The 26,852-nt window shown below is 66.3% G+C and carries 30 protein-coding genes; 14 read left to right on the plus strand and 16 right to left on the minus strand.

The window, feature by feature from the left end:
* Positions 1-398 precede the first annotated feature (398 nt).
* Together E2481_RS15695 and E2481_RS15700 are read left to right on the plus strand one after the other, a co-directional pair.
* Positions 399-695, plus strand: a complete 297-nt coding sequence (locus tag E2481_RS15695) for a transcriptional regulator (protein WP_136718112.1) — start codon at positions 399-401, stop codon at positions 693-695.
* A 116-nt stretch (positions 696-811) separates the two neighbouring features.
* Positions 812-1,303 carry a hypothetical protein gene (locus E2481_RS15700; protein WP_136718113.1) on the plus strand — a complete coding sequence of 164 codons (492 nt, stop codon included), beginning with the start codon at positions 812-814 and terminating at the stop codon, positions 1,301-1,303.
* Here E2481_RS15700 and E2481_RS15705 read toward each other — a convergent pair.
* Positions 1,291-1,731 (minus strand): Rieske (2Fe-2S) protein, encoded by a 441-nt coding sequence (locus E2481_RS15705; RefSeq protein ID WP_136718114.1) that lies wholly within the window; start codon positions 1,729-1,731, stop codon positions 1,291-1,293. The genes E2481_RS15700 and E2481_RS15705 overlap by 13 nt on opposite strands.
* 285 nt (positions 1,732-2,016) lie before the next feature.
* Between E2481_RS15705 and E2481_RS15710 the strand changes: the two genes are divergently transcribed.
* Positions 2,017-3,066 (plus strand): saccharopine dehydrogenase family protein, encoded by a 1,050-nt coding sequence (locus E2481_RS15710; protein WP_136718115.1) that lies wholly within the window; start codon positions 2,017-2,019, stop codon positions 3,064-3,066.
* Between the two features lie 20 nt (positions 3,067-3,086).
* Here the strand turns inward: E2481_RS15710 and E2481_RS15715 are convergent, their stop codons facing one another.
* The 5 genes from E2481_RS15715 to E2481_RS15735 are packed head-to-tail and all read right to left on the minus strand — an operon-like array spanning position 3,087 to position 7,569.
* Complete coding sequence (locus E2481_RS15715) at positions 3,087-3,986, minus strand: aminotransferase class IV (protein WP_136718116.1); 900 nt, start codon at positions 3,984-3,986, stop codon at positions 3,087-3,089.
* Positions 3,962-4,660, minus strand: a complete 699-nt coding sequence (locus E2481_RS15720) for an anthranilate synthase component II (RefSeq protein ID WP_136718117.1) — start codon at positions 4,658-4,660, stop codon at positions 3,962-3,964. Before E2481_RS15720 ends, E2481_RS15715 begins: the two co-directional genes overlap by 25 nt.
* Complete coding sequence (gene pabB / locus E2481_RS15725; RefSeq protein WP_136718118.1) at positions 4,657-6,174, minus strand: aminodeoxychorismate synthase, component I; 1,518 nt, start codon at positions 6,172-6,174, stop codon at positions 4,657-4,659. The genes E2481_RS15720 and pabB overlap by 4 nt, the downstream gene beginning before the upstream one ends.
* Before the next feature lie 41 nt (positions 6,175-6,215).
* Positions 6,216-6,746, minus strand: coding sequence for a helix-hairpin-helix domain-containing protein (locus E2481_RS15730; RefSeq protein WP_136718119.1), 531 nt, complete (start codon positions 6,744-6,746; stop codon positions 6,216-6,218).
* A gap of 25 nt (positions 6,747-6,771) precedes the next feature.
* Positions 6,772-7,569: a shikimate dehydrogenase gene (locus E2481_RS15735; protein ID WP_136718120.1), complete on the minus strand. Its 798-nt coding sequence runs from the start codon at positions 7,567-7,569 to the stop codon at positions 6,772-6,774.
* Between the two features lie 83 nt (positions 7,570-7,652).
* Here E2481_RS15735 and E2481_RS15740 point away from each other — a divergent pair, with 83 nt between their 5' ends.
* The 6 genes from E2481_RS15740 (at position 7,653) to E2481_RS15765 (ending at position 13,282) form a co-directional block, all read left to right on the plus strand.
* Positions 7,653-8,990 (plus strand): sodium:calcium antiporter, encoded by a 1,338-nt coding sequence (locus E2481_RS15740; RefSeq protein ID WP_136718121.1) that lies wholly within the window; start codon positions 7,653-7,655, stop codon positions 8,988-8,990.
* Entirely contained in the window at positions 8,990-10,366 is a 1,377-nt protein-coding gene (locus tag E2481_RS15745) for a D-aminoacyl-tRNA deacylase (RefSeq protein WP_136718122.1), read from the plus strand. Before E2481_RS15740 ends, E2481_RS15745 begins: the two co-directional genes overlap by 1 nt.
* A gap of 96 nt (positions 10,367-10,462) precedes the next feature.
* Positions 10,463-11,632, plus strand: coding sequence for a cell division protein FtsZ (ftsZ, locus tag E2481_RS15750; protein ID WP_136718123.1), 1,170 nt, complete (start codon positions 10,463-10,465; stop codon positions 11,630-11,632).
* A 109-nt stretch (positions 11,633-11,741) separates the two neighbouring features.
* Complete coding sequence (locus E2481_RS15755; protein ID WP_136718124.1) at positions 11,742-11,909, plus strand: protein translocase SEC61 complex subunit gamma; 168 nt, start codon at positions 11,742-11,744, stop codon at positions 11,907-11,909.
* Between the two features lie 2 nt (positions 11,910-11,911).
* Positions 11,912-12,349, plus strand: a complete 438-nt coding sequence (locus E2481_RS15760; protein ID WP_136718125.1) for a transcription elongation factor Spt5 — start codon at positions 11,912-11,914, stop codon at positions 12,347-12,349.
* A 282-nt stretch (positions 12,350-12,631) separates the two neighbouring features.
* Positions 12,632-13,282, plus strand: a complete 651-nt coding sequence (locus tag E2481_RS15765; protein ID WP_136718126.1) for a potassium channel family protein — start codon at positions 12,632-12,634, stop codon at positions 13,280-13,282.
* 3 nt (positions 13,283-13,285) lie between these two features.
* Here E2481_RS15765 and E2481_RS15770 read toward each other — a convergent pair whose 3' ends face one another.
* Together E2481_RS15770 and E2481_RS15775 are read right to left on the minus strand one after the other, a co-directional pair.
* Positions 13,286-14,050 (minus strand): CPBP family intramembrane glutamic endopeptidase, encoded by a 765-nt coding sequence (locus E2481_RS15770; RefSeq protein WP_136718127.1) that lies wholly within the window; start codon positions 14,048-14,050, stop codon positions 13,286-13,288.
* Positions 14,050-14,355 (minus strand): DUF7565 family protein, encoded by a 306-nt coding sequence (locus tag E2481_RS15775; RefSeq protein ID WP_136718128.1) that lies wholly within the window; start codon positions 14,353-14,355, stop codon positions 14,050-14,052. The genes E2481_RS15770 and E2481_RS15775 overlap by 1 nt, the downstream gene beginning before the upstream one ends.
* 92 nt (positions 14,356-14,447) lie before the next feature.
* Between E2481_RS15775 and E2481_RS15780 the strand changes: the two genes are divergently transcribed.
* Positions 14,448-15,221 carry a PHP domain-containing protein gene (locus E2481_RS15780; RefSeq protein ID WP_136718129.1) on the plus strand — a complete coding sequence of 258 codons (774 nt, stop codon included), beginning with the start codon at positions 14,448-14,450 and terminating at the stop codon, positions 15,219-15,221.
* Here E2481_RS15780 and E2481_RS15785 read toward each other — a convergent pair.
* Together E2481_RS15785 and E2481_RS15790 are read right to left on the minus strand one after the other, a co-directional pair.
* Complete coding sequence (locus E2481_RS15785) at positions 15,218-15,709, minus strand: metal-dependent hydrolase (protein ID WP_136718130.1); 492 nt, start codon at positions 15,707-15,709, stop codon at positions 15,218-15,220. The genes E2481_RS15780 and E2481_RS15785 overlap by 4 nt on opposite strands.
* Positions 15,710-15,796: 87 nt before the next feature.
* On the minus strand, positions 15,797-16,237 hold the full coding sequence (locus E2481_RS15790; protein ID WP_136718131.1) for a hypothetical protein: 441 nt from the start codon (positions 16,235-16,237) through the stop codon (positions 15,797-15,799).
* 108 nt (positions 16,238-16,345) lie between these two features.
* Between E2481_RS15790 and E2481_RS15795 the strand changes: the two genes are divergently transcribed.
* Positions 16,346-17,446: a pyridoxal phosphate-dependent aminotransferase gene (locus tag E2481_RS15795; protein WP_136718132.1), complete on the plus strand. Its 1,101-nt coding sequence runs from the start codon at positions 16,346-16,348 to the stop codon at positions 17,444-17,446.
* Here E2481_RS15795 and E2481_RS15800 read toward each other — a convergent pair.
* Positions 17,443-18,852: an aryl-sulfate sulfotransferase gene (locus tag E2481_RS15800; protein ID WP_136718133.1), complete on the minus strand. Its 1,410-nt coding sequence runs from the start codon at positions 18,850-18,852 to the stop codon at positions 17,443-17,445. The genes E2481_RS15795 and E2481_RS15800 overlap by 4 nt on opposite strands.
* 97 nt (positions 18,853-18,949) lie before the next feature.
* Here E2481_RS15800 and E2481_RS15805 point away from each other — a divergent pair, with 97 nt between their 5' ends.
* The 3 genes from E2481_RS15805 to E2481_RS15810 all read left to right on the plus strand — a co-directional run bounded on the left by E2481_RS15805 (position 18,950) and on the right by E2481_RS15810 (position 22,803).
* Complete coding sequence (locus E2481_RS15805) at positions 18,950-21,448, plus strand: ATP-dependent DNA helicase (protein ID WP_136718134.1); 2,499 nt, start codon at positions 18,950-18,952, stop codon at positions 21,446-21,448.
* 48 nt (positions 21,449-21,496) lie between these two features.
* On the plus strand, positions 21,497-21,652 hold the full coding sequence (locus tag E2481_RS19310) for a DUF7563 family protein (RefSeq protein WP_443670011.1): 156 nt from the start codon (positions 21,497-21,499) through the stop codon (positions 21,650-21,652).
* A gap of 71 nt (positions 21,653-21,723) precedes the next feature.
* A complete protein-coding gene (locus E2481_RS15810) occupies positions 21,724-22,803 on the plus strand; it encodes an ArsA family ATPase (protein WP_136718135.1) in 1,080 nt (359 codons plus the stop codon).
* Here the strand turns inward: E2481_RS15810 and E2481_RS15815 are convergent, their stop codons facing one another.
* From E2481_RS15815 to E2481_RS15835, 5 genes are all read right to left on the minus strand, one after another.
* On the minus strand, positions 22,804-22,992 hold the full coding sequence (locus E2481_RS15815) for a hypothetical protein (protein WP_136718136.1): 189 nt from the start codon (positions 22,990-22,992) through the stop codon (positions 22,804-22,806).
* Between the two features lie 81 nt (positions 22,993-23,073).
* Complete coding sequence (locus tag E2481_RS15820; protein WP_136718137.1) at positions 23,074-23,652, minus strand: carboxymuconolactone decarboxylase family protein; 579 nt, start codon at positions 23,650-23,652, stop codon at positions 23,074-23,076.
* A 205-nt stretch (positions 23,653-23,857) separates the two neighbouring features.
* Positions 23,858-25,186, minus strand: a complete 1,329-nt coding sequence (locus E2481_RS15825) for a glycerate kinase type-2 family protein (protein WP_136718138.1) — start codon at positions 25,184-25,186, stop codon at positions 23,858-23,860.
* Positions 25,187-26,014 (minus strand): SDR family oxidoreductase, encoded by an 828-nt coding sequence (locus tag E2481_RS15830; RefSeq protein ID WP_136718139.1) that lies wholly within the window; start codon positions 26,012-26,014, stop codon positions 25,187-25,189.
* Positions 26,015-26,038: 24 nt separating this feature from the next.
* Positions 26,039-26,851 (minus strand): endonuclease V, encoded by an 813-nt coding sequence (locus E2481_RS15835; RefSeq protein ID WP_136718140.1) that lies wholly within the window; start codon positions 26,849-26,851, stop codon positions 26,039-26,041.
* Position 26,852: the final 1 nt, after the last annotated feature.

Genomic DNA, 26,852 nt, shown 5'->3' on the forward strand with positions numbered 1-26,852 from the left:
TCACCACCGCCACTGTTGGAGCGACTGATCGAAGATGCCCAGAAGATCCACAAGCAACGACCGATCTTACAAGAGACGCTCGCTACCGCTACGCAACCGAGGTGTGAGGCCTAACTAAAGACCAATGATCCCGGACCATGCATCTAGATTGAGCGAGGAACAGTATATTTCTTATCTACGAAACGAACAATCCCCGTTGGTCAATACGCAGGTACAGTGAGCAAACAAGCATCCGCCGAGCGAGCAGCGCGAGCGAGGCGGTTCACCGGACGCGAGTGTAACGAGCGTCCGGCAGTTTTTAGTCCAGGTTTTTGCGATGGGGGGTCGCCACCGGCGACCCCCCGACGTAAAAAAGTGGTTGGGGAAGCGTATTTGAGACTCCATCCCGAACACCCGACATGCGCGAGGCGAAGACGGACCAAACGACCCGCGAGCGTGTTGCGGACCGACTCCGGGAGGAGGCGCTGACGGCGGCGGCGATCGCTCGTGACTTCGAGATCCAGGCCAGTACAGCCGTGAGTCACGTCGAACACATCGCCCAGTCGCTGGACTCCACCGACGAGCAACTGCTGGTCGCCCCGCCGACCTGCCGGGACTGCGGGTTCGACGACTTCGACGACCTCATCAACCGACCGAGTCGGTGCCCGGACTGCAAGAGCGAGTCCGTCGAGGAACCGGCCTTTCGGATCGAGTGACTGGCGGTAAGCAGTGCGGGAACTGTCCGATTCGGGCCCGCATTCTCAGTGCCCATCAGGTGGCAAACGTCAGTCGAGTAGCAAACTATAGGGGGGAGACCGTGGACAGTCCGGGTGTGCGGGGAACGGTCGGAGCCGTCGCTCGGACGGTACTGGTGGTGGGTGGGTTCGTCGCGCTGTTTGGCGGGATCGTGACGCTGGCGTACCCACCGCTGTTGAGTGGCTACGTCGGGTCGTCCGGTCTCGAGGGAACGCGGGGGACGGGGCCGTCCGTCACGTCGCTGTTCGGGCCGACGCTGTTCGCGTCGCTCAAAGCCATCATCTGGGGGATGACGACCGTCGCTGCGGGCCTGGCGATTCCCGGTCGGAGCTCGAAGCGGTTGCTCGGCGAGCAGCCGTTCACACGACGCCAGCGAGTCATGACGCTCCTCGGTGCGGCCCTCGTGGTCGGACTCCCGAACGGGATCGACCTCGCCGTCCGGTTCGGCGTGGGATCGATCGGGCTGTTCGCGGCGGCCGTGTTGTTGACGCTGGTCGGCGTCGTCCTGGTCGTGCTGGGGACCTCCGGGGGACTCAAGTACCAGCCGCAGGCGCGTCAGAACTCGTAGTTGGACTTCGAGGACAGGTCCAGGTCGTCGGTTTCCATCGGGCCAGTGGCCACGAACTCGTAGTCGTCGTCCGCGAGGGACACCGTTCCGTCCTCGATTTCGAGGTCGAGTTCCGTGAGATACGCGCCTTCACAGGGACCGTAGGTACAGCGGCCGGTGTCGGACTCGAAGTAGGCCCCGTGGTTCGCACAGACGAGTTCACCGTCGCGCATGGGTGCGCCCGACCCCTTGTCGAGTTTGATGTGCGTGAAGTGCTGGCAGTAGTTCAGCCAGCCCGTGATGGCGTCCTCGTCGTCGTTGTGCTCGTCGTTCAACCGGACCAGTATCGCTTCCTTCCGTTCGTCGGTCTCGGTGTTCCGGACGGTGAACAGGAACGTCGAATCGTCGGGGACGTCCGCGACGGACGTTATCGACCCGTCTCCGGTCATATCTCGGGTTGCGGGGCGGCCGATTTCAAGGATACGATTGCGGGTCGACGGTCACGTCTCCTCGGTCACAGCCGGGAGCGGGATGACGACTTCCGTCCCGAAGTCGCGACTCGCCGTACCCGGGACGACTAACAAGATACTGGGTTCGTTCGACGCCTCCAGTAGCATCTCGATCTCGGTCGCTGCCCGGGATACCCGATAGGGAGGGATGATTTTCCCCCGGCTGTTCGCCCGAAACGGGACCCTCTCGTCAGGTTGACGGCACTCCCGCCCGAGTGGCCACGTATGGGCGAGTTGCTCATCTACGGCTCTTACGGGTACACGGGGGAACTAATCGCCGACGAGGCCGTCGGCCGGGGACTGACACCGATACTCGCCGGTCGGACGGAGCGAAAGGTCTCACGACAGGCAGCGGAGTTAGACTGCCCGGGACGAACCATCGACCTCGCGGACGACGATGTCACGGACGCGCTCGCGGACGTCGACGTGGTTCTGAACTGCGCCGGCCCGTTCGTCGACACGTACGAACCGCTCGTCGAGGCCTGTATCGACTCGGAGACGCACTACCTCGATATCACCGGCGAGATCGACGTGTTCCAGGGCGTTGCCGGCTACGACGAGGCCGCCGCCGAGGCCGGCGTGATGCTCATGTCGGGCGTCGGCTTCGACGTGGTCCCGACGGACTGTCTGGCCGCCCACCTCGCCGATCGCCTGCCCGACGCGACCCACCTCGCGCTCGGGTTCGAGGCGCTCACGAGTCTCTCGGGAGGCACGGCCAAGACCGCCGTCGAGTTCCTCGGCGAGGGCGGGTACGTTCGCCGCGACGGATTGCTCGAACGGGTCCCGCCGGCACACAGAACCCGACGCATCGACTTCGGTCGGGGGGAACGCACGGCCGCAACCATCCCGTGGGGCGACCTCGTGACGGCGTACCACACGACTGGCGTTCCGAACATCGAGGTCTACGCCGCCATGCCCGAACCGGTGGTCTGGTCGATGCGAGGAAGCGGTCTGCTATCCCCCTTCCTGGGCTGTGGCCCGGTGAAGTCGACGCTCAAGGGACTCATCGATGCGACCGTCGACGGCCCGAGCGAGCGCCAGCGCGAGCAGGGTCGGAGCTACCTGTGGGGCGAGGCGACGACGGACGACGGCGAGCGCGCCGTCACACTCCTGGAGACGCCCGAGACTTACGCCTTGACGGTCGACACGGCCCTCGAAACCGCGACGCGCGCGCTCGACGGTGACGCACCCGCGGGGTACCAGACGCCCGCCGGAGCGTACGGGCCGGACCTCGTCCTCGACGTCGAGGGAACCGAGCGGCGAGACGTCGAGTGAGCGTCTGACCGATCCAAGCGCTACGCGTCGTCGCTCGACTCGTAGTGCCGGCGCTCGACGCGTTCGTCGAACAGTCGTCCGAGGAGTTGGGTCATCGGGCCGCTTCCCACGTCGATGCCGTCGACGGAATCAATAGGACGGACCTCCCAGGTCGTGTTCGTCAGGAAGGCCTCGTCGGCCTCGCGGAGGTCCTCTACTTCGTAGCGGCCGGCTTCGATCTCGAAGTCCTCGCCCTGTGCGAGATCGATCACCGTATCGCGAGTCACGCCCGGGAGGATGTCGCAGTCGTCGCTGGGGGTCTTGAGGACGCCGCCGTCGACGAAAAACACGTTGCTCGTCGCGCCCTCCGCGATCGCGCCGTCGGTCGTCCGGATCAGGGCCTCGTCGGCGGCGAACTCGTCGGTCGCGGCCCGGCGGAGTTCCAGGCGAGCGTGGATGCCGTTGAGGTAGTTGTGTGTTTTCGCGTCCGCGGGGACGGCCTCGCTCGGCGTCCGCCGGGTCCTGACAGTCTGGACCACCGCGGGGTCGTCCCAGGGTTTCGTTCCGCTGACACCGCCACGCGGGAGTTCCGTGACGACGACCACGATCGTGGGGTCGACGTCGGGGTCCGGGGTGAGTTTCCCGGGCTGGACGCCGCGGGTCACGGAGAGCCTGACGTAGGCGTCGTCGAGGTCGTTGGCCGCGAGCGTCTCCCGAACGCGCTCGCGGAGGTCCTCTGGAACCGCCTCGGCGAAGCCCAGCGTCTCGCAGGTCCGGCGCAACCGGGCTTCGTGGGCCGGCCACCGGAAGACGTCACCGCCGTAGGCCCGGAGCGTCTCGAAGGCCGCGTCGCCGTACATGAACCCGCGGTCGCGGACGCTCACGGTCGCGTCGTCGGCCGGAACGATCTCGCCGTCTACGTGGTACTGGTAGTCTGACATTGGTGACAGAAGGCTGCGATCAGTCGTTTTCCCGCGTCGGTGAGGATGCTCTCGGGGTGGAACTGCACGCCGAAGTGCGGGCGCTCTCGGTGGCGTACGCCCATGACGACGCCCGGTTCGTCCTCGCCGGGACCGTCTTCGACGGTCCAGGCCGTCTCGACGAGGTCCGCTGGCAGATCCTCGCGCTCGACGGCCAGCGAGTGGTAGCGCCCCACCTCGAAGCGCTCGGGCAGGTCGGCGAACAGCCCCGTCCCATCGTGTTCGACGGTCGAGGGTTTCCCGTGGACGACCGCCTCAGCGTGACCGACTGGGGCACCGTTGGCCGCACAGAGCGCCTGGTGGCCGAGACACACGCCCAGCGTCGGGTAGTCCAGTTCCCCGAAGACGGGCATCGAGACGCCGGCGTCCGCGGGCGTCCCGGGACCGGGCGAGACGACGATGCCGTCCGGGTCGAGATCGCGGATTCCCTCAACGGTAATATCGTCGTTTCGCCGGACAAGTACCTCCCCGGGCGCATCGCGTTCCACGACGCCCAAGTCGGGATCAGTGACGACCTCCCCGACGTTCTGGGACCGCGTCCCAGAGCCTGGTGACGTGACAACGTCACCGACGTACTGGACGAGATTGTAGGCGAACGAGTCGTAGTTGTCGATCACGAGGACCCGGAGCGTCATCGGTCCCTGCCTCCGTCGAGTGCTGTGCCTTCGACGGCGAGGTCGCCGCGTCGGCCCAGCGCCTCGTCCACGGCGGCCACCAGCGCGCGCGCCTTGTCGAGCGTCTCGTCGTACTCGCGCTCGGGGTCCGAATCGTGGACGATCCCCGCGCCGACCCGGAGGTGATACTCCTCGTCGTATCTGACGAGCGTCCGGATGACGATGTTCAGCGTGGCCCGGCCGTCGAACCCGAATATCCCGATGGAGCCGGTGTACGGCCCCCGGCGAGTCGCCTCGACCTCGTCGATGATCTCCATCGTTCGGGGTTTCGGTGCGCCGGTGATGGTCCCACCGGGGAACACCGCTGCGATCGCGTCGGCCAGATCAGCCCCGGCACGGAGGCGGCCCTCGACCTTCGAGACGAGGTGCATCACCTCGCTATAACGGTCGACCCGGCGGTAGTCGGTCACCTCGACGCTCCCGTACTCGCTCACCTTCCCGAGGTCGTTGCGCTCCAGGTCGACCAGCATCGCGTGTTCGGCGCGCTCTTTCTCGTCGTGTCGCAGGTCCGACTCAAGCGTCCGGTCTTCCGCCCTCGTCTCACCCCTCGGACGCGTCCCGGCGATCGGTTCCGTGACGAGCGAGTCGCCGTCGCGGTGGAGCAGCAGTTCCGGGCTGGCGCTGACCAGGTCGACGCCGGGGAACTCGACGAGCGCGGAGTAGGGCGCGGGGTTGACCTCGCGGAGCGCGTCGAACGCCTCGACCGGGTGGACCGCGGCCGGAGCCGACAGCCGCTGAGAGACGTTCGCCTGGAACGTGTCGCCGTCCCGGACGTACGTCTTGACGCGGTCGACGCGCGCGGCGAACCCTTCGCGCGTGTACTCGCTCTCGAATCGTGCAGTCGACCGCTCGGGGACCGGCGGCGGGCCGACAGTGGGGTCGCCGTCGACCGCTCGATCGGCCAGCCAGCGCGCACGGTCGAGACCCGCCTCGAAGGCGGCGTCGACGGGCACCCCCACGTCGCCGTCGGGATCGATCCGCGGACAGGCAGTCACGCGGAGCGTCATGGGCGAGTCCCGGGGCTCTTCCCAGGCGGCCAGACAGTCGTAGATCGCCAGTTGCAGGCGGGGCAAGTCCCGGTCATGGACGGCGTCGGTCGGCAGGTCCTCCAGTTCCCGGACGGCGTCGTAGGAGAGCCAACCGACCGCCCCGCAGGGATAGGGTACGTCGCAGTCGCCTCGGGCCAGTGCCTCGGCCGCGAGTCTGTCGGCGAGTGTCGGCAGTGCCGGGCCGTCGTCGGGGCCGACCGAGCACTGTTCGATAGGATCCACGCCGAAGTAGCCCCACCCGGTTTGACCGCCGGTCGTCTCCAGGTAGACGCCCCCGCGACCGTCGCCCTCGCGGGCGCGTCGGTAGGCATCGAACGGGTCCGTGACCGTCACCCGGACCTCGACGGGGACGCGCGTTCCGGGCGCAACCGTTCCGGCGACTGCCCGGAACTGATCCCTGTCGGTCACGACCGTCGGCTGAGTCATCAGGGAAAGAGAGGAGAAGGGAAAGTAACCGTTTTGCGGTTCTACTCGTCGCCGCGTGCGTCGTCGATCCAACCCTGAATGCGCTTCTCGGAGAGATCAGTCTCGGATGCGACCTCGGCCGCGTCAGCCGCCGCGAGGTCACCGACCGTCTCGATGCCGACCTCGCCGAGTCGGTCCGCGTAGGCCGGACCGATCCCACTGATGGTGTCGACCGATTCGTCCGCGCCCTCGACGGCGGGTTCGTCGGTCTCTGCCCCGTCGTCGGCCGAGTCGGCCTCGGAAGCGGCAGCGGCTTCGGCGTCGGATTCGTCGCTCTCGTCTACGTCGGTCTCGGGTTCCGATTCGACTTCGGCTTCGGACTCGACCGTCGGCTCCGTCGTGGTTTCGGTATCGGTCGTCGTCTCGACGTCCCCCGTCCCTTTCACTGCGCTTTCGGTTTCCGTCGTCGGCTCCGGCTCGTGCTCTACGGAGACATCGACGTCCTGTCGCGTGTTATCGCCAGCGCTCGAACCGGTGCTGGACCCGGTACCGTTGAGTCCCATGACCGCTTTCAGAATCTTGAGCAGCCCCATGGGTCGTTATAGTCAATCCGCCTACTTAAAGCCGCTCTTGTAGCGCCGCGTTCATCGGTTCGACCGGCGCAACCTCCCCCGTCCAGCGCTCGAACGCCTCGATACCCTGATACAGTAACATCCAACTACCGGCAACCGTCGTCGCGCCCGCAGCGCCGGCATCCCGGAGGAGTCGGGTCTCGATGGGGTCGTAGACGGCGTCTAACACCGCTAAGTCCCCGTGCAGTGCGTCGGCCGGCACCGGCGACCGGTCCTCTTTCATCCCGACGCTGGTGGCGTTGACCAGCACGTCCGCGTCCGCGAGGAGGTCCGGAACGGCATCCAGACCGTGACCGGTCGCGCCGTCGACCTCGTCGGCGAGTTCGTGTGCGGTCTCGACGGTCCGGTTGGCGATGTCGACGGTCATCCCCTCGTCGGCGAGGCCGAACGCGGCGGCGCGGCCGGCACCGCCCGCGCCGACGACGAGCGCACGGCCCGCGAGCGGTACGTCGTGGTGCTCCAGCGCCCGCGTCACACCGACGGCGTCCGTGTTGTAGCCGGTCGGCGGCGACGTCGAGAAGTCGATGGTGTTGACCGCACCGATGCGCCGGGCCAGGTCGTCGGGATCGACGGCTGCCATGACCTCCTGCTTGAACGGGATCGTGACGTTGAGGCCGGCCACGTCGAGCGTCTCGGCAGCTTCGACGGCTGTCGCCCCTTCTCCTTGTGGCGGCTCGAAGGTCACGTAGCGGGCGTCGATGTCGAGTTCCTCGTAGCCCGCCTCGTGCATGGGCGGCGACAGCGAGTGCCCCACGGGGTTCCCGATGAGTCCGTACACGTCCATACCGGGGCCACTGGTGGGACGGACATAACCGCACCGCTCGCAGTTCCGCAAGACATTCCTTCGGATGCCGTCTGTTGCCGGTAGTGACTGCACTCCGCCATCCGCTCACAGCGGTCGTCGCCACGCTGGCGCTGACGATTCCGTGGATCGGAGTCGGGCTGATCGATCCCACGCTCGGATCGGTAGGGACCGTCCTGATCAGCGGGCTCGCGGTGCTCGGATCGTCGTTCCTGCTCGCGTGGGGTGCCGAGACCGCTGAAAAGGACGTTCCGCGCGCGTTCGCACTGGCCGTGTTGGCCGTCCTGGCGGTCGCGCCCGAGTACGCCGTCGACGCGCTGTACGCCTGGAACGCGGGGGCGCAGGCGGGGACGGAGGCCGGTCGCCAGGCGGGCAACCTCGCCATCGCCAACATGACCGGCGCGAACCGCATCCTCATCGGACTGGGCTGGTCCGGGATCGCGCTGTTCACGATTCTCCGGGCCGAGAAGGCCGGCGATACGTCCGTCACGCACCGCGACGGCTTCCTCGCCGACTACGTCAACCTCGATACGGGCATCGCGACGGAGATCACCTTCCTCGCGGCCGCGACGCTGTGGGCGTTTTTCGTGCCGCTCGGCGGCGGCATCGACGCCCTCGACACGGCCGTCCTCGTCGGCCTCTACGTCGCATATATCGGCATCATCATCAGGGCGGGCGCGGAGGGGCAGGATACACACGTCGGCGTTCCGGCGTACTTCCAGTCGTACTCGAAGGCACCCCGGGTCGCGGTCGTCCTCTCGCTGTTTGCCTACTCGGGGGTGATGATACTCACCGCCGTCGAGCCGTTCGCCCACGGCCTCGAAGAAATCGGCGTGCAGAACGGGATTCCCGAGTTCTTCATGATCCAGTGGATCGCACCGCTGGCCAGCGAGTCGCCGGAACTCATCGTCGTGACCGTCCTCGTGATGAAAGCCCGCTCGACGGCCGGGTTCAACGCGCTCATCTCCTCGAAACTGAACCAGTGGACGCTGCTCATCGGGACGCTCGCGGTCGTCTACTCGGTCGCGCTCGGGCAGTACGGCGTGCTCCAGTTCGACTTCAAACAGGCCCTGGAGATCTGGCTGACTGCGGCCCAGTCCTTCTTCGCGATGGCGCTCCTGGTCGATTTCACCATCTCCTTGCGCGAGGCCGTCGCGTTGCTCGTACTCTTCCTCTCACAGGTGTTCATCGAGTTCTACATCCTCAAGGGGATGGCCCTCTCACCGGAAGCGGCGGAAGCGCTCAGTAAGGACTTCTTGCTCGCCTTTACCGGCCTCTACGTCGTTCTCGGCGTCGCGCTGTTCGTCAGACGCCGGGAGGCCGTCGTCGAACTGCTGGGACTGGCCGGAAACACCGCCCGGGAAGCGATGGGCGGAACACCGAACCCGGAGGGGGCAGACTGATGATCGGGGTCGTCGTCTCCCGGGCCGACAGCGCGTCCGAACACATCGGCGACCACCTCCGCGACCTCGAAGCGTGGACGACCGAGACGGACGACAGTCGCACCGACGCCGAGGGCGGCGGAACCGTCTATCGCACCGAGGGGTTCGAACTCCGCGAGTTCGAGGAGTGGCACCTCCATCTGGACGACGTGGCGAGCGTCTTCGAATCGAACCTCGACCTGCTCGTCTTCGCCTCGCGCCACAGCGGCGAAACCGGACCGTTACTGACTGCCCACTACACCGGCAACTTCGGTCCGGCGGATCACGGGGGCGAGGACGACGAACTGGCGCGTACCTGTCCGAACGCACACAGCGAAGTCATAGACGCGCTCGCCGAGCACGCACCGCCCGGGTACGAGGTCGGGATGGAATGTACCCATCACGGGCCCTCCGATGTCGGTGCCCCGTCGATGTTCGTCGAACTCGGCAGCGCGGAACCACACTGGAACAACCCCCAGGCCGCCCGGGCGGTCGCCCGGGCGATTCTGGACCTCCGCGGCGTCAGCCCCGACGCGGAACCGGAAGACGCCCCGCCATCACTCGGTTCGGGGACGGTTCGACGGCATCTCGTCGGGTTCGGCGGTGGCCACTACGCCCCCCGGTTCGGGCGGATCGTCCGGGAAACCGACTGGGCCGTCGGCCACCTGGCAGCGGACTGGGGGCTGGACGCGATGGGCGATCCCAGCGCGAACCGCGACCTCCTCGACCGGGCGTTCGCCGAAAGTGCCGCCGAGTTCGCCATCGTAGACGGCGACTACCCGGACTTAACCGCGGAACTGATCGACCTGGGGTATCGCGTCGTCGGTGAGAGCTGGGTCCAGGCGGTCGACGGGGTTCCGCTCGGACTGGTCGACCGACTCGAAGACGCGCTCGTCCCGGTCGAGGCGGGACTGCGATTCGGAGCGCCCGCAGCACGGGCCGACCCGGAAACCGACTTCGAGACCGTCGAGCTTCCCGAGGAGTTGCTAGCGACGGTCCAGGGCATCGACCAGAGCGCAGCCAGGGATGCCGTCGTCGCCGAAGCGCTCGCGTTCGAGACGGTGGAGAACGGCAACCGGGTCGCGGGCCAGGCAGCGGTCAGTTCGAGTGGAGATTACGATACACTTATCGACAGTATACTGCCACTACTCGACCGTACGTACGACACCGTCGAGCGGAGCGAGGACGCCGTTGTCGCACGGAAATCGGCGTTCGACCCGGGGAAAGCCCGGACGCTGGGCGTGCCCGAGGGACCGAAGTTCGGCCGACTGACGGAGGGCGAACCCGTGCGTGTCAACGGGAAGACCATCCCTCCGGACCGAGTACGTACCGAACAGGTCGACCGCTTTCCCGTGTAGTTTAATTACCTCCTACCGCGACATAATTAACGTCTGACGTGAGTCTGACACTAGGGGAAAGATAATTAATCCTGGTACCCAATCCCACATTTAAATATGGACTCCATTATCAACGACGCGATGGAAGACAGCGAGGAGGAGCAGGACCAACCACGGAACGAGGAACCCGCGAACTCGGGGACCTCTCCGTCCCCGGACGACGTATCCACGTCCGGGACGATGACAGACGAGGAACTGGCGAGCGTCGTCACGGACCTCGAAACGAAGATTACCGTCGTCGGCTGTGGCGGTGCGGGCGGGAACACGGTCACGCGGATGACCGAGGAAGGCATCCACGGAGCCAAACTCGTTGCCGCGAACACGGACGCCCAGCACCTCGCGGACGAGGTGAAAGCCGACACCAAGATCCTCATCGGCAAGAAACGGACCGGCGGTCGCGGTGCCGGGTCGGTCCCCAAGATCGGCGAGGAGGCAGCACAGGAGAACATCGAGGACATCCAGCAGTCGATCGACGGCTCCGACATGGTCTTCGTCACCGCCGGACTCGGCGGCGGGACCGGGACCGGTGCAGCGCCGGTCGTCGCACAGGCCGCCCAGGAAGCGGGCGCGCTCACCATCGCCATCGTGACGATTCCCTTCACCGCGGAGGGTGAACGGCGGCGGGCCAACGCCGACGCCGGCCTGGAGCGACTGCGCGCGGTCTCGGACACGGTGATCGTCGTGCCCAACGACCGCCTGCTCGATTACGCGCCGTCGATGCCGTTGCAGGACGCCTTCAAGATCTGCGACCGCGTGCTGATGCGCTCGGTCAAGGGCATGACGGAACTGATCACCAAGCCCGGCCTGGTCAACGTCGACTTCGCCGACGTTCGGACCATCATGGAGAACGGGGGTGTCGCGATGATCGGCCTCGGCGAGTCCGATTCGGAGAACAAGGCCCAGGACTCGATCCGCTCGGCGCTCAGATCGCCGTTGTTGGACGTGGAGTTCGACGGGGCCAACAGCGCCCTGGTCAACGTCGTCGGTGGGCCGGACATGAGCATCGAAGAGGCCGAAGGGGTCGTCGAGGAGATCTACGACCGCATCGACCCCGACGCGCGCATCATCTGGGGTGCCTCGGTCAACCAGGAGTTCGAGGGTAAGATGGAGACGATGATCGTCGTCACGGGCGTCGAGAGCCCGCAGATCTACGGCAAAAACGAGGGCGAGGCCGCAGAGGCCGCCAAGAACCTCGGTGGCGGCGACGACATCGACTACGTCGAATAACTCTCTCGTCCGGTCGTCTTTGCTGCGCACTCCTGATCGACATCGCGTCTTCCTTTCACCGCTGATCGGCATCAATAGATAGAAAAAGGGGGAGCGGTTAGTTTCCGACATGCAAGTTCCGTACGACCTCACCTCCTACGTCCGCGTGCTGAAGTTAGCCAGCACGCCGTCGTGGAACGAGTTCTCCCAGGTCTCGAAGATCGCGGGAGCCGGCATCGTCCTCGTCGGCCTGCTCGGGTTCATCATCTTCATCTTCATGAGCTTCATCCCGACCTAATCATGGGTATCTACGCAGTCAAAACCACGGCCAGCCAGGAACGCACCGTCGCGGACATGATCATGAACCGCGAGGAGGACACCATCCACGCCGCGCTGGCGCCCGACTCGCTGACCAGCTACGTGATGGTCGAGGCCGACGACCACAGCGTGTTCGACCGCATCTTGGACGAGGTCCCTCACGCCAACGGCGTCGTCCAGGGGGAGAGTTCCATCGCGGAAGTCGAGCACTTCCTCTCGCCGAAACCGGACGTCGAAGGGATCGCCGAAGGGGACATCGTCGAACTCATCGCCGGCCCGTTCAAAGGCGAGAAAGCGCAGGTCCAGCGCATCGACGAGTCGAAAGACCAGGTGACGGTCGAACTGTACGAAGCAACGGTGCCGATCCCCGTGACGGTTCGCGGCGACCAGATCCGGGTACTGGACTCCGAAGAGCGATAAGACCACGGCGAGCGTAGCGAATCGCGTTTTTTATCCCGTGTCTACCCGAGCGGAGACCGCATGGACCGAGTGTCGTTAGGTCCCAGTCCGGGCTGTGATTGCCGGCGTTCGAGGCGCGTCTCCCCACCGCGGGACGGACCACTGTCAACGTGTCCTACATACTCTTTAATGAGGTTCTTTCACTAGCACTCGGATGTGTCACCGCCGGCTGGACCGCTCCGAAGTCGGATTCGGAACGCGGTGGTTCCGATCTCGTTGTTCGTCGCGATCGTACTGGTCGCTATGGCCGGATTCGTGTCTCTGACCGGAATCGGGGCCGTCGATGCGGCCTTCTGGCTGCTCGATCCGACGAGTATCGAGCTGTACTTCGAGGCACACAGTGGCCCGGAAACGATGACGAAAGCGTTCGCACTGCTGGTGTTCTCGGCGCTGATTCTCTCGGGATTGTGGATCGGGGAATCGGTTCTCAATACCGTGTTCGGTGGCCAGTTTCGGGAGGAACTACGACGCGTGCAAACACAGAGTTCCATCGACGAGCTGTCAGACCATACGATCATCTGTGGCTACGGGATGTTCGGTCGGACGGTCGCAGAGCAACTGACCAACCGGGGCGAGGACGTCGTCGTCATCGAACTGGACGAGTCGAATATAGAGCGCATCGGCGAGGGCGTACTCGCGGTCCAGGGGGACGCTCGCCGCGAAACGGCACTGGAGCAGGCGGGGATAACGCGTGCCGGTGCCGTGGTCGCGGGTATCGACGACTCGAACGTGAACATTCAGATCGGGATCGTGACGAGCCAGCTCGCGCCGGATGCGAGACTGGTGATCCGGGTCGGTGACGAGATGTACGAGTCGCTGGCTCGGCGGGCCGGTGCCGATACGGTCGTGATCCCGGAGATCGTCAGCGGGACCGACGTGGTCGCCGATCTGTGACGGTCACAGAATCGCGGGGAGGGCTGCCGGGAGCGTCTGCTCGCCGGTGACGAAAACGTAGAACAGGCCGATCTGGACGGCGTTGTAGATACCGTGGACGGCACTGGGGACGAGGATGTTGTTTGTTTTGGCGTAGACGTACCCGAATACGAGCGAGGCGACGGTGACCAGTCCCAGCGAGACGGCTGTCGCGCGGAGGTCCGGGTTGTAGTAGGCCGGCAGGTGGACGACGGCGAAGATGAGACTGGCCAGGACGATCGCACTCGACGAAGTGAACGTCTCGGCGAGGCGCTTCTGGACGACGTTCCGGAAGACGAATTCCTCGACGGGCGCGTTCACGAAGAGGACGAGCGGGATGAGGACGAGCAGCACACGGGGATTCATCCCCGGCTCGAAGAGGTTGTGGGGTGTACTCGGCGTATCCAGCAGCGAGATCAGCGCGCCGAGTGCGATGACGGCACCGAAGACGCCGACGACACCGACGACGACGAACAGGAGGTCGCGTCCGTCCGGAACGTCGACGTCGAGGTACGCCAGTCCGCGGCCGGTCCACGCGAGGTACGCGACCCCGGCGAGCGCGTACCCGACGTAGGACGCGACGAAGAGGGCAGCGAAACCCAGGGGAGACACAGCGAGGTCAGAACCGGGTTGCAGAACGAGGACGACCGGAATGGCTGTGACGAACGAGAGGACGGTGCCGGCGACGGCGACGCCGCCGGCTGCCAGCGTGGCTCTGAGTTTCCCGCGTCGGGCAGCCGTGGTCGCCATCAGACCGCGCCGTCGTTGCCTTCGAGCCGTTTGACGACGGCCTTGAGGTCGGCGGTCTCCTCGACGGCCTCTTTGATCTTCTCGCGGCGGCGGACTTCGTCGCTCGTGGCGTCGTAGGCCCGGACGTACTCGGCTCGCGAGTGCTCGTCGAAGGCGTGGCGGATCGCGAAGTAGCCGTCCGGGAGCACGGCTCCACACACTTTGCACTCGATGCGTTCGTGCTCGGTCGCCTGGTGGATGATGAGGTGCTCGACGCGGTCGAAGACCTTCGAGTCGCCCTCTATCGCACACTCCCACTGGGGCATTATCCTCAACCTGACCCCCGACCAGTATAAACGTTCGGCAGTCGATGAATCACAATCCCTATGTCTCGACCGGGGGAAGGCTCGGCCGAGTAATGTCCGGGGCCCGCGACGAGGCGGCGGTTCGCGTCGACACGCACGTGAAGGTACTCGACGAGGACGTGGTCCGCCAGGCGAAGGCGCGCGGGATCGACGTGCTCGTCTACGCCCCCCATTTCGAGCGGTTGCCGGATATCCGGGCCCGCGCCGAGCGGTTCTCCGACGATGACCTACTCGTCGTTCCGGCCCGGGAGCTGTTCACCGGTGACTGGAAACGCCGCAAACACGTCCTGGCGCTGGGCCTCTCCGAACCGGTGCCCGACTTCCTGACCCTTCAGGGAGCGATGGAGGAACTGAAACGGCAGGGCGCCGTGGTCCTGGCTCCCCATCCCGAGTTCCTCTCGGTGAGTCTCGACATCGGTGACATTCGACAGTACAGGAAACTCATCGACGGCGTGGAGGTGTACAACCCGAAGCACTGGTGGACGCACAACGAGCGCGCCCGCGAAATCGCGAGCGAGACCGGCCTTCCGGCTTTCGGCTCGTCGTACGCACATCTCCCCCGGACGATCGGCGAGGTCTGGACCGCCTTCGAGGACCCGATCCCCGACGAGTCGGCACTGCTCGACGCGTTACAGTCCGGGTCGCCACGCCGGGTCTTCCACCGCGACGGCGTCGGCCACGCGTTCTCCTGTAAGCTGGAGTTCGCACACCTGGGCTGGGAGAACACCTGGAAGAAGTTCGACCGGCTCTACCTGCAGGGGACCGAGCCGACCCATCCGTCCCACATCGCCTACGACGGCCGGTTCGAGGACGTTCGGGTGTACTAGGCGAGGAACGTCGTAACGCCGTCCAGGACGGTCTGTGGGAGGTACGCAGGCGCAACGTAGACGAGCGCCGCTGCGATCGCCAGTTCGAAGGCCGTGATCGCGACCATCACGGTGTTTGCGTACTTGCTGCTCGTCGAGACGCCGAAGGGGACGCTGAACTCCTCGTCGTAGGGGTACAACAGCGCGAGCCCTCGCTTGCTCCCGAGCAGGTCCAGGACGTAGTGGGTGAGCACGCCGATCCAGACGAACTGGAGGTTGCCGAAGACGACCGGGAACGCCAGGAAGATCCCGAGCACGCCGAAGTTGTGGAGCGTCTTCCGGTGACGGCCGAAGGCAGTGTCGACGTCGGGGAACAGCGCCCCGAGCGTGACGGGGATCAGTACTTCCGCGATAGTCCGGAACGTAGAGAAATCGCCAGCGGGCTCGAGCACGTAGCCCAGCCCGATACTCAACAACACGGCGTTCAGCACGTGGCCGTCTTTGTTCATCCGGGCGAAATCACGAACGGGTGACGCATATGCCTTCCGTCAGAAACCTCGCGTTCGCCGTCCAGTCCTGGGGTCGAAACCTGTCGGCTATGGTGTCAAATCAGTGGTGTCGATACGCAACGTCCCGTCCTCGTCCGCGGCCCGGATCATGAGTTCCGCCCCGTCGTGCCAGAGTTCGGCCACGTCGATGATCCGCTCGGTCGACCACCCCTGGACGCGCAGGACGCCCTCCTCGTCGATCTCGACGAAGGTCCGGGGCATCTTCTCGGTCGCGATCGACCACTCCTCGCCGTCCATCTCGACGGACTCGCTGTTGTCTTTCTGGTAGCTGAACACGCACTGGTACTGCGTCCGCGAGTCGTCCGACCGCTCGTGGTCGACGCGACTGTACCGCTCGAAATCGAATCCGATGTGCCGACACCACTTCTGGAGATACTCCTCGTCGAACCGTTTGACGCCTTTCTCCGGGTCCGGCGTCCACACGATGTGTGCCTTCGATGGTTTCTGCCGTATCGAGGGACGTTCCATTGTGGAGGGCAACGAACCTCCGGACTATAAATCGTCCTCTCCGTTCCCGATTCGAGTGGTGCAGTCCCGTTGAGAAAGACACACGGTCGATGACTCCGGAGTGACAGTATGGACTACGAGACGCCGCAGTTCTTCCGGGTGATGCAGTACGCGGACGCGGCTTCGGGCGACGTCATCGACATGGTGAGTGGCAACCCAGACTGGGACCCACCTGAAGCGCTCCGCGACGGACTCCGTGAGTACGCCGACGCCGAGCCCGCCGAGTTCCAGTATCCCGCCAGCGAGGGGTGGCAACCGCTGCGCGAGGAGATTGCCACCCGTCGCGGGGTCGACGTCGAACGAGTGCTGGTCACAAGCGGGGCGGGGGAAGCGAACCACCTCGCCATGACCGAGGGGCTGACCCGACACGACGGGAGCGAAGTGATCCTCGCGGACCCGGTCTACCCATACTACGCCGGGCGGACGAACCTGCTGGGTGGCCGGGCCCGGTACGTGCCGGTCGACGAGGCAGGACGGCTCGATCCCGACGCCGTCCGAGAGGTCGCGAGCGACGACACCGCGCTGATCGTCATCAACAGTCCCAACAATCCCACGGGGGCGGTGTATCCCGGCGATACCGTTCGGGAACTCGTCGGGATCGCCGAGGACAACGACGCCTTGCTGCTCAGCGACGAGGTGTACGACCACTTCGATTACACCGGCGAGTTCGAGAGCGCGCTCTCGGTCGATTCCCCGAACCGGGTCGTCACCAACTCCTTCTCGAAGTCGATGGCGATCACGGGCTTTCGGGTGGGGTACGGGATCTATCCCGAGCGTCTGATCGAGCGCATCAAGACCCGCCACATGCTGACGAACCTGACCGTCAGCCGCCCGGCGCAGGTCGCCGTCTACCGCGCACTGGGCGAGACGCCGCCGGACTACTACGCGGAGAACCGACGGCGAATGGAATCCAGAATCGAGGCTTTCACCGACGCGCTCGACGCGGCCGGCGCGGAGTACACCACGCCGGACGGGGGGTTCTACGTCATGGCGCGGTTCGACGGGTTCCCGGGGACGATGGACAACGTCGAGCGACTCATCGACGAGGCGGGCGTCGCCGGGATGCCCGGCGAGGCCTTCGGCGAGCGCCGGTCGGCGTGGTTCCGCTTCGCGCTGGTGACGCCCCGGGTCGAGGAAGCGGCGCAGCGTCTCGCCGACTACTTCGACTAGCCGAGGTCCCGCAGCCGGCCGAGGAGGCCGCGTCCGATCCCGTATCGGTCGACGAGACCGCCCCCGATCAGGAACACGGCGACGACGCTCAGTCCCAGTTGGAGTTCCCCGAACCAGACCGGGAGTTTGGGATACAGCGCCTGGAGGCCGACGAGCGCCAGCGAGAGCACTGGAACGTCACCACTGGCGTCGACGGTTCCGCTGGCCTCGTACTCCAGCCCGGTCGCGTTCGGTGTCCTCGTGTCGTTCCGCGCCGACGCCAGCGGATCGTAGGTCGTCACCTCCCCTCGCGGCAGCGAGTCCGCCTCGTAGGGGATCAGTGGCGTCTCCTTGCTCCAGACCACCTCACCACCCTCGGTCACCTCGAACACCCGGCGGTTGAGCGAGTCGGTCACGAGCGTGTTGCCGTTTTCGAGCCGGTCGGCGTCCCGCGGCCAGTGCAGTTCGAGTCCGGCGGCGCTGTCGAGCGACCACGCGGGTTCCCACCGGCCGTCCTCGGACCGGTGGAGTTCGACGACTCGGTCGTTGTCGCTGTCGGCGACCAGTACCGTCCCGTTCCCGAGCCACTGGGGGTTGTGCTGGTGGTCGAGCACGTCAGGGTCGCCACAGCGAACGTCGCCGTCACCGTCGAAGTCCGAGAGCTGTCTGCCGCCAGTACAGGCATCATCATCCTCGTCGGACCGGTCCTCGTTGACGACCTCGACGACGCCCTCGCCGCGTTCGACGACGAGCAGTTGGTTCGCGTTCCGGACCGATATCAGGTATCGGTCCTCGCCGATGACGTCGACGTCGTTGATGTGGAGCCAGTCGCGCTTCGTGGGGTCCTCGGGCGCGTCGTAGAACGAGTCGGCGTGCCACTCCCAATCGACCGAGCCGTTGGCGACGACGACGAGGCGCTCGTACTCCATGTCGGCGACGAGGAAGCGGCCGTTCCCGAGCGGTTCCACGTCGTGGACCTCGCTGTGTGTCGGCGTCCGAAGCGGGAACGACCACTCGTTGACGACCCTCGGCTCGTCCGTCGTGGGGTCGATGACGCGGAACCCGGTCTTGGTACACGGCGACTCGTAAGGGCCACAGTCGCTCTCGTAACCGTTGTGCATGAAGCCGGCGACGACGCTCCCGTTGGAGAGCGGCGTGACGTCGAAGTAGCTGTCGCGGTCGTTGATCTTCCAGGCCACGTCCTGCCCGTCCAGTCTGTAGACGCTGCCTTTCTTCTTCCACTCGGGGCCGCCGCCCTGGGACCCGACGAGGACGCCGGCATCGCCGTCGGCGGCGTCCGTCGCGTTGCCGTCGGCGTCGGCTCGCTCGACGGTACGATCGGGGGCGGTTGCGGCACTGACGACCAGCGTCACAGACACCAACAACAGGCCTGCGACGACGAGCGCAGTGCTCCTGGAAAGCCTCATCTCTCAGTGTCGTGTTCGGTCGGTTGCAAATCCCTTCCGGTTCGGCGAGAATCCTGAGGTTCAAACCCGAGGAGCCGTCCAGTACGAGTAGACCCAGATGACTGACCGCCAGGGCTCCGACGGACAGACGGCAGCAGGGGACAGCACCGCGAGCGCCGCGGCCGAGGAGCCGGCCTGGCGGCAGTACTTCGGCTATTCCGAACCGTACGAAAACCAGCCCGACGCCATCGAGGCGGCCATCGACGCCGGACAACGACAGGGCTACCTCGCGATGGAAGGGCCCTGCGGGACCGGCAAGACGATGGCCGCCCTGACTGCGGCCACCTCGCTCGTCCGCGACGGCGACTACGAGAACGTGGTCGTCGTCACACCCGTCAAACAGCAACTCCAGCAGTTCGTCGACGACCTCCGAACCATCAACGCTGGCCTCGACGAACCGTTCTCCGGGATCTCGCTGGTGGGCAAACGCGACCTCTGTCCCTACGAGCGCGAGGACGTGTTCCCGCGGGACGCGAGCGTCCACGACCGGTGTGAGGACCTCCGGGAGGGCACGGCCAGACTCGTCGAAGCCGACGGTGGCGAAGGCGACACCCGACTGACGGCCGCTGCCGATGCCGCGGTCGGTGGCGACGACGAGGACGAACAGTGGTGGGACCCACAACGGGCCAGCGACCTCGCGCGAGCGGCCCGCCGGGACCCCGAACAGTTCAACACCGTCGCGGACGACCACCTCGAAACCGCGGGCGCGGAATCGCCCTATCGGCGCGAACAGCCGACCGCACCCGAGGAACTCCACGACGGCGACAACCCGCCGCTGTACTGCCCGTTCGAGGCCGACTGGTACGCCCGCAACAAGGGGTCGCCCGTCGACTTCTCCGCCGGCGAGAACCACGTCCTGACCAGCGAGGAGTTCCTCCCCGACACCGTCGAGCGCGGGACCTGCCCGCACCGCGCGATGGGCGTCCTCCTGGAGGAGGCAGACGTCGTCGTCGGCAACTACAACCACCTGTTCGACCCCAAATCCCGACCGCTCATCTCTGATGTCCTCGGCGAGGACACCTTCGTCATCGTCGACGAGGCCCACCGGCTCGAAGAGCGGGTTCGGGACCTGCTGTCGGACCGCGTCGGGCAGCACACGTTCGTGCGTGCGCGAAACGACTGCCATTACCTGATTCAACAGGCCAGACAGAGTCAGGAACACGAACAGGAGATCTCGAACCTGCTGGCGACACACGAGGTGCCGCTCGACGCCGTCGAACGGGCCGCGGACTTCTACGACGACATCGACCGGTGGATCACCGACAGGGTGGAATCGTACCTGAACGAGGAGTTCGGGCGGGGCTGGGAGGCCGACCTCGATTCACTGCCCGAGGAGGACCTGGAGGTACCGCTGCGGGACCCCGAGCGCGAGGAGGCCGACGAGTTGACCGAGTGGGGCGAATCGGAGGGGTACACCGGGGAGTTCTGGCGGTCGCTGTCGGCGGTGGGGGCCGCCGTCGAGACGGTGCTCTCGGAGATCGGCGAGGACCGCCAGTGCGTGGTCGCAGCCGTCGGCGCGACGATGGGGAAGTGGTGGGAGAAAGACCACGTCACCTACTTCCGGGAGATCGAACTCGACCACGCGCCGGCCGAGGAGAGCGCGACGGCCACCCCCTGGCAGGAGGTCTACACCGCCGGACTGCTCCTCTACGACTGCATGCCCGCCGAGGCGCTCCGGACCATCTTCGACGAACTCGGCGGCGGCGTGCTGATGAGCGCGACGCTCGAACCCATCGACGTGTTCACGAGGGTGTCGGGCCTGGACGCCCTGGAAGCGACCGGGACCGGTGGCCTCGTGGCCGACGAGGACGATCCCGGGCGACCGGTCACCACCAGGAGCTACGGGCTCTCCTTCCCGGAGGAAAACAGGGCGAGCTGGCTGGTCGACGCGACGCCTTACACAGCCCGCAACCGGGGTGAGCCGATTCGGGACCACGGCAATTCGGTCCGAGACGAGTACGAGCAGGTCCTCCGGACCGTCGCGCGCAGTCCCGGCAACGTCATGATTACCATGCCGAGCTACCGGGAAGCGGCCTGGGCCGGCAGCTACCTCCGGGATGTGGTCGAGAAACCGGTACTCGTCGACGAGAGTTCCAGCAACGAGGCGACCGAACAGTTGAAAGGCGAGTTCGTCGCCGGCGGGGGCAAAGTGTTGGTCACGAGCACGCGCGGGACACTCACCGAGGGCGTCGACTACGACGGCGACAAACTCCACACCTGCGCGGTCGTCGGGATTCCCCTGGTCAACATCGGGTCGCCCCAGGTCAGGGCGGTCCGGGAGGCGTACGGACGGGCCTTCGGCGAGGACGTGGCCTTCGAGTACGCGCTGACGGTGCCGGCAGTGCGGCGCGCCCGGCAGGCCATCGGACGCGTCATTCGCGGCACCGAGGAGGTCGGCGTCAGGTTACTGGTCGGCGGCCGGTACGCGCCAGACGCGGTCCACTCGGTCCACGAGTACCTCTCGCCGGCCGAACGGGCCGAGTTCACGCGGATGACGCCGGAGTTCCTCTCCTCGCAGTTCGATTCGTTCTGGCAGGGTCGTGACCCAACAGTCTGAGGGACAATTCAGAAAGCATATGTCCGGTGATTCCAGGGTTTCAACTGAATGCCAGAGTGCCAGAACTGCGGTTCCTTTGTGACTGAGGCGTACGTGCGGGTGTTCACACCCGAGGTGCACGACGGTCCACGTGTGTGTCCCAACTGCGAAGACAAGATACGGGACGGAAACGACGTCCGCGAGGCGCGCTCCTCGCGGTCGTAACTCCGGTAATCGATTTCTGCCGTTCGCGTCCAGACCGACGAGTACACAAGTCCCCCGACGAACCCACAGACATGGATATCGAGGTCGAGGCCGTCGAGGCCGTCGAGGACGAGGCCGTCCCCGAGGGCGTCGACGCAGCCGAGTACGTGCTCTACGGCGGGAAAGGGGGCGTCGGCAAGACGACGATGGCGGCCGCCACCGCGCTCGCGAGCGCGCGCGACGACACGGCGACCCTGGTCGTCTCGACCGACCCCGCCCACTCGCTGTCGGACACGCTCGAAACCGACATCCCCGCCGAACCCGCCCGGATTCGCGAGGAGATTCCCCTTTACGCAGCCGAGATCGATCCCGACGCCGCCGTCGGCGAGGGTCCCTTCGACTCCGAGGGGGGCTTCGGCGGGATGGGCGGTCTGGGCCAACTTCTGGGCGGCGGGCAGGGACCGATGGCCGGCGAAGGCGGGCCCCTCGGCGGCGAAGACGCCGATCCGCTGTCCGGACCGATGCCGGGAATGGACGAGGCCGCCGCGATGCGAATGCTGCTGCAGTACATGGACGACGAGCGCTTCGACCGGGTAATCATCGACACCGCGCCGACGGGCCACACCCTCCGCCTGCTCGAACTGCCCGAGCTGATGGACTCGATGCTCGGCCGCATCCTGACGCTCCGCCAGCGACTCAGCGGGATGTTCGAGGGTCTCGGCGGGATGTTCGGCGGCGACGACGACCAGCAGGAGGAACCCGACCTGGAGGACCTGGACGTGATGCGCGAGCGCATCGAGCGACTGCGCGCCGTCCTCCGCGACCCCGCCAGAACCGACTTCCGCATCGTGATGGTCCCCGAGGAGCTGTCAGTCTGGGAGTCCCAGCGGTTGCTCGACCGGCTGGAGGGGTTCGGGATTCCGGTCGGGACAGTCGTGGTCAACCGCGTGATGCAGGACCTGGCCGACGTGGCCGACGTCGAAGCCGACTGGTTCGTGATGCCCGATTTGGACGATTGTGAGTTCTGCCAGCGGCGGTGGGAGGTCCAACAGGGGGCGTTGAGCGAAGCTCAAGACCTCTTCCGGGGCCACGACGTGAAACGGGTCCCGCTCTTTGCCGACGAGGTCCGCGGCGAGAAACTCCTGCGGATCGTCGCGGCCTGTCTCGAGTAGTCAGTCCTCGGAGTCCCCGACGACCCGCGACGCGCCCACGCCCACCGCGATGATGAGCAGTCCCATCAGTCCCTGCAATGCGAGGCCGAGCGGCCGCCCCGCCGTGAAGTTCTGGACGCCGAGCCCGATGAACAGCGTCCCGACGAACACGTGGAGCACGAGGAGGGCCGTCGAGAGGTCAAAGTCCATAGGTCCCTTCGTGGTTCGCGGCCCAAAACTGTCAGTGGTGTTCCCGCAAAGTCGCGTCCTTGCCGCGACTACCTGGGTTCGTCAGATGGGACAGCGGTCGCGGACGCGCTCGACGACGTCACGGACGGTCGCTACCGCGTCGCGGAGACAGTGCCGAGCCCGGCGGGTGTGCTGTCTCGCGGCGTACCTGACGGCGTCGTACGTGTTGCCGGCCAGGTTCCCGAAGTAGATGGCGCGGACGAACGCCTGGACGTCCGCGGCTTTCGCCGGGCCGTACGCCTCACGCAGTTTCGCGACGGTTTCGGGGCCCGGATTCTCGTTGGCTTCGGCGTAGGCCTGGGCGAACAGCAACGCCTGCCGTTCTCCTTCGTCGACGGCCCCCTCGATGTCGCTTTCGAGGAGGTGGTCGATGGTGTCCAGGTCCACGCCGGTCTCGCGCGCCAACTCGGTGTGATACCGGGTGCAGTACTGACACTCGTTGACCGCCGTGACGGCCAGCATGATCTTCTCCGCGAACCGGTCGCTGACCCTGTCGGCCCGCTTTGCGCGCACCAGTCGTGGGACGTTGTGTACGAACCGGCCAACACCAGCCAGCAGCGAGCGGGCCGTGTAGTGTTTCTTCTTGAAACCGCTCTCGGTCGGGACCGTCTCCGTTGTCATGTCGACTGATGGTTCACCGCAGCCTCATATGGGTATTACGATGCATCCCGCCGTTTGTCTCGATCGTCCCATCGCATCGTCCACATCGATTCTGTCGTCACCCACCACGGCACGTTCGGCGTCTGTATTGTGTGAATTATACAATAGCGGCTCGCGAGAGCGACGTTCACCTCACAGTCGGAGCGGTGACCCATGGCCCAGGCGGTCACCGGTCGGTCGGGACGACGAGGACACGGAGGTCGTTGACGTTCGTTCCCGTTCGCCCGGTGCGGACGAGACAGTCACGCCCGTCGAGGTAGGTCGCGGCGTCGTTGGCCGCCAGGGCCGCAGTCGCCGTTTTGACGTCGGTGACGGTGTCGCCATCGACGAGTCCGCCCGCCGCACCGCTTCGACCGTCCTCGCCGTCGGTGTCGACGCTCGCCAGCACTGCACCGTTCGGGAGGTCTCGGGCCGCGCTCAGCGCGACCTCGGAGTTCGGTCCTCCGCGGCCCGCTCCCTCGACGGTCACGGTCGTTTCGCCGCCCGAGAAGACCACTGCCGGCGGTTCAATCGGGTTCCCGGTCTCGATCACCTCGGTGGCGATGGCGGCGTGAATCGTCCCGACCTCGCGGGCCTCTCCCTCGATATGCGAGGAGAGAACCATCGTCTCGTAGCCAGCGTCGCTGGCTGTCTCCCGGGCCGCTTCGATAGCCGTCCAGCCGGTCGCGAGGACGTGCGTGTCGACGCGGTCGAAGACAGCGTCGTCGGCCGTCGGCGTCTCGGCCTCGTCGCCAGCGGCCCCGCGTTCCAGGTGCTCTCGGACGGCGTCGGGAGCGTCTACCCCGTACTCGTCCAGTACGGCCAGGGCGTCGGCGAAGGTCGTCGGATCCGGCGCGGTCGGGCCGCTGGCGATGACCGCCGTATCGTCGCCCACGACGTCCGAGAACAGCAGCATGACGACCTGGGCGGGCGCGGCCGCCCGGGCGAGTCGGCCGCCCTTGAGCGCCGAGCAGTGCTTGCGGACGGCGTTGGTCGACTCGATTGATGCGCCGCTTTCGAGCAGTTCGTCCGTGACCGACTGGAGGTCCGAAAGCGAGAGGCCCCCGGCGGGGGCGGACAGGAGCGCACTCCCACCGCCCGTGAAGACCGCGAGCAACAGGGTGTCCGCGTCCGCCGCCGCGACCCGCTTGCGGACCCGACTGGCTCCCTCGACGCCCCGCTCGTCCGGTACCGGGTGGCTGGCCTCGATGACCTGGACGCGGTCGGTCGCGACCGGGTCGTTCGTGACCACGACACCGCCGGTGAGCCGGTCGTCGAGCACGTCCACCAGCGCGGCAGCGACCCCCGCGGCGGCTTTCCCGCCGCCGACGAGCACGACCTCCGCGTACTCGTCGAGCTCATAAGCAGCGTCGTCGATTCGGAGCGTGCCCTCGTCGACTGTGACCCGCTCGCGAACCACGCGCTCGGGCTGTGCGGCAGCGATACCGGCGTCGATGCAGTCAAGCGCGAGTTCGTGGGCCGGCGTGGGGGCGAGCACGTCGCGATCGCGGACCATTCAGACGAGTCTGTTCGCCAGCCGGAAAACCGCGTCGCGGATGCGATCGGGTGCGAACCGCGAGAGCAGCGCGATCCGTGCGAAGGTCCCGACCGGGTACCGCGGGTCCGGATTCGGCGAGCAGGCCGCTTCGACGATCACGTCCGCGACCCGTTCGGGTTCGACGGCCAGCGCCGACGCACCACCGACGGTCTGCTGTTCCTCGTAGAACTCGTAGAGGGCGTCGTACGCCCCCGAGCGCTCGGGGGCCTCGTCGAGTTGCTCGTTCGCGCGGTCCTCGAAGTTCGTCGACACCGGTCCTGGCTCGACGAGCACCACGTCGACGCCGTGGGATTCGACCTCCGAACGGAGCGCGTCGCTGATGCCCTCAAGCGCGAACTTCGAACCGGAGTAAACGCCCATCCCCGGCGTCGAAATGCGACCGGCGACGCTGGAGATGTTGACGATGGTTCCCTCGCCCTGCTCGCGCATGTGGGGCAGTGCGGCCCGAGCCAGCCGATGTGGGCCGTAGACGTTCACGTCGAACTGGGCGTGCAGTTCCTCGACGGGCACGTCCTCGACGGCCCCGAACTGGCCGTAGCCCGCGTTGTTGACGAGACAGTCGAGGCGGTCGTCGTCCTCGATGACGCGGTCGACGGCCGCTTCGATTTCGTCCTCGTCGGTCACGTCGAGTTCCTGGGTCTTCGCGCCTGCTTCGGCCAGATCAGCGATGTCGTCAGTGTCGCGCGCCGTCGCGTACACCGTCCAGTCGGCGTCGAGGAACGCCTCGGCCGTCGCGCGTCCGATCCCCGAGGACGATCCCGTGATCAGCACCGTCTTGTCTCTCATATCTAACCAGTTGATTGCGAGAAATTAAGTACCGACGGTTTTCTTCGCCTCGTCGGCGTACTGGTCAGCGAGCCGCGTCGGCTCCGGGAGCTTGTAGCCGGCCGAACAGGCCAGCACGAGGTCGGCCGCCGTCTCTGCGCTGACTCGGTGGCCGGGACTCACGATAAGAGGGTTGATGTGGCGGTTCGGCGAGTCGTACTGCCGGCTCTGGACCGCGTGGCCGATGACAGTCCCGTCGGGCGCCGTCACGTCCGCGTCGGCTTCGATGGGCACGCGTTCGCCTTCGGCCAGTCCCTCGGTCGACGAGCGCGGTGTGCCACAGAGCAGGCTCTTCGCCACGCCGATGCTGGGCAGGTCCAGCATGACCCCGATGTGCGTAGCGATACCCGCCTCACGGAAGTGGATGCGGCCGCTCCCGTCGAAGAAGGCGATATCTGGCTCGACGGAGAGTTCCCTGAATCCGGCCAGGATCGCACCGCCCTCCCGGAAGGAGAGCAGGCCGGGAATGTAGGGAATCTCCGTCGGTGCGACGGCGTGGACGCGCTCGATCACCTCGCCGTTTCGCATGGCGACAAGGGCGCTCACCGCACGCTCGTCGTCGAGGAACGCCTGATCGACGCCGAGGACGATCGGGGCCTCGCCCGGGTTGCCACCGTCGCCGCCCCCGGTTTCGTCGAGTTGCTGCTGACCGGACTCTCGGTGTCGGCAGACAGTGTCGGGGTCGAACGGCAGGTCGTCCGCGAACACCGCCTGCTCGGCGATGTCACGCTGGAGGGTTTCCATCTCCGCACGGGAGAGCGAGGCGTCGGGGACGAACTCGGGATGGACCGGCTCCATC

Origin of the sequence: Halorientalis salina, assembly GCF_005049285.1 — an archaeon.
Taxonomy (GTDB): Archaea; Halobacteriota; Halobacteria; order Halobacteriales; family Haloarculaceae; genus Halorientalis; species Halorientalis salina.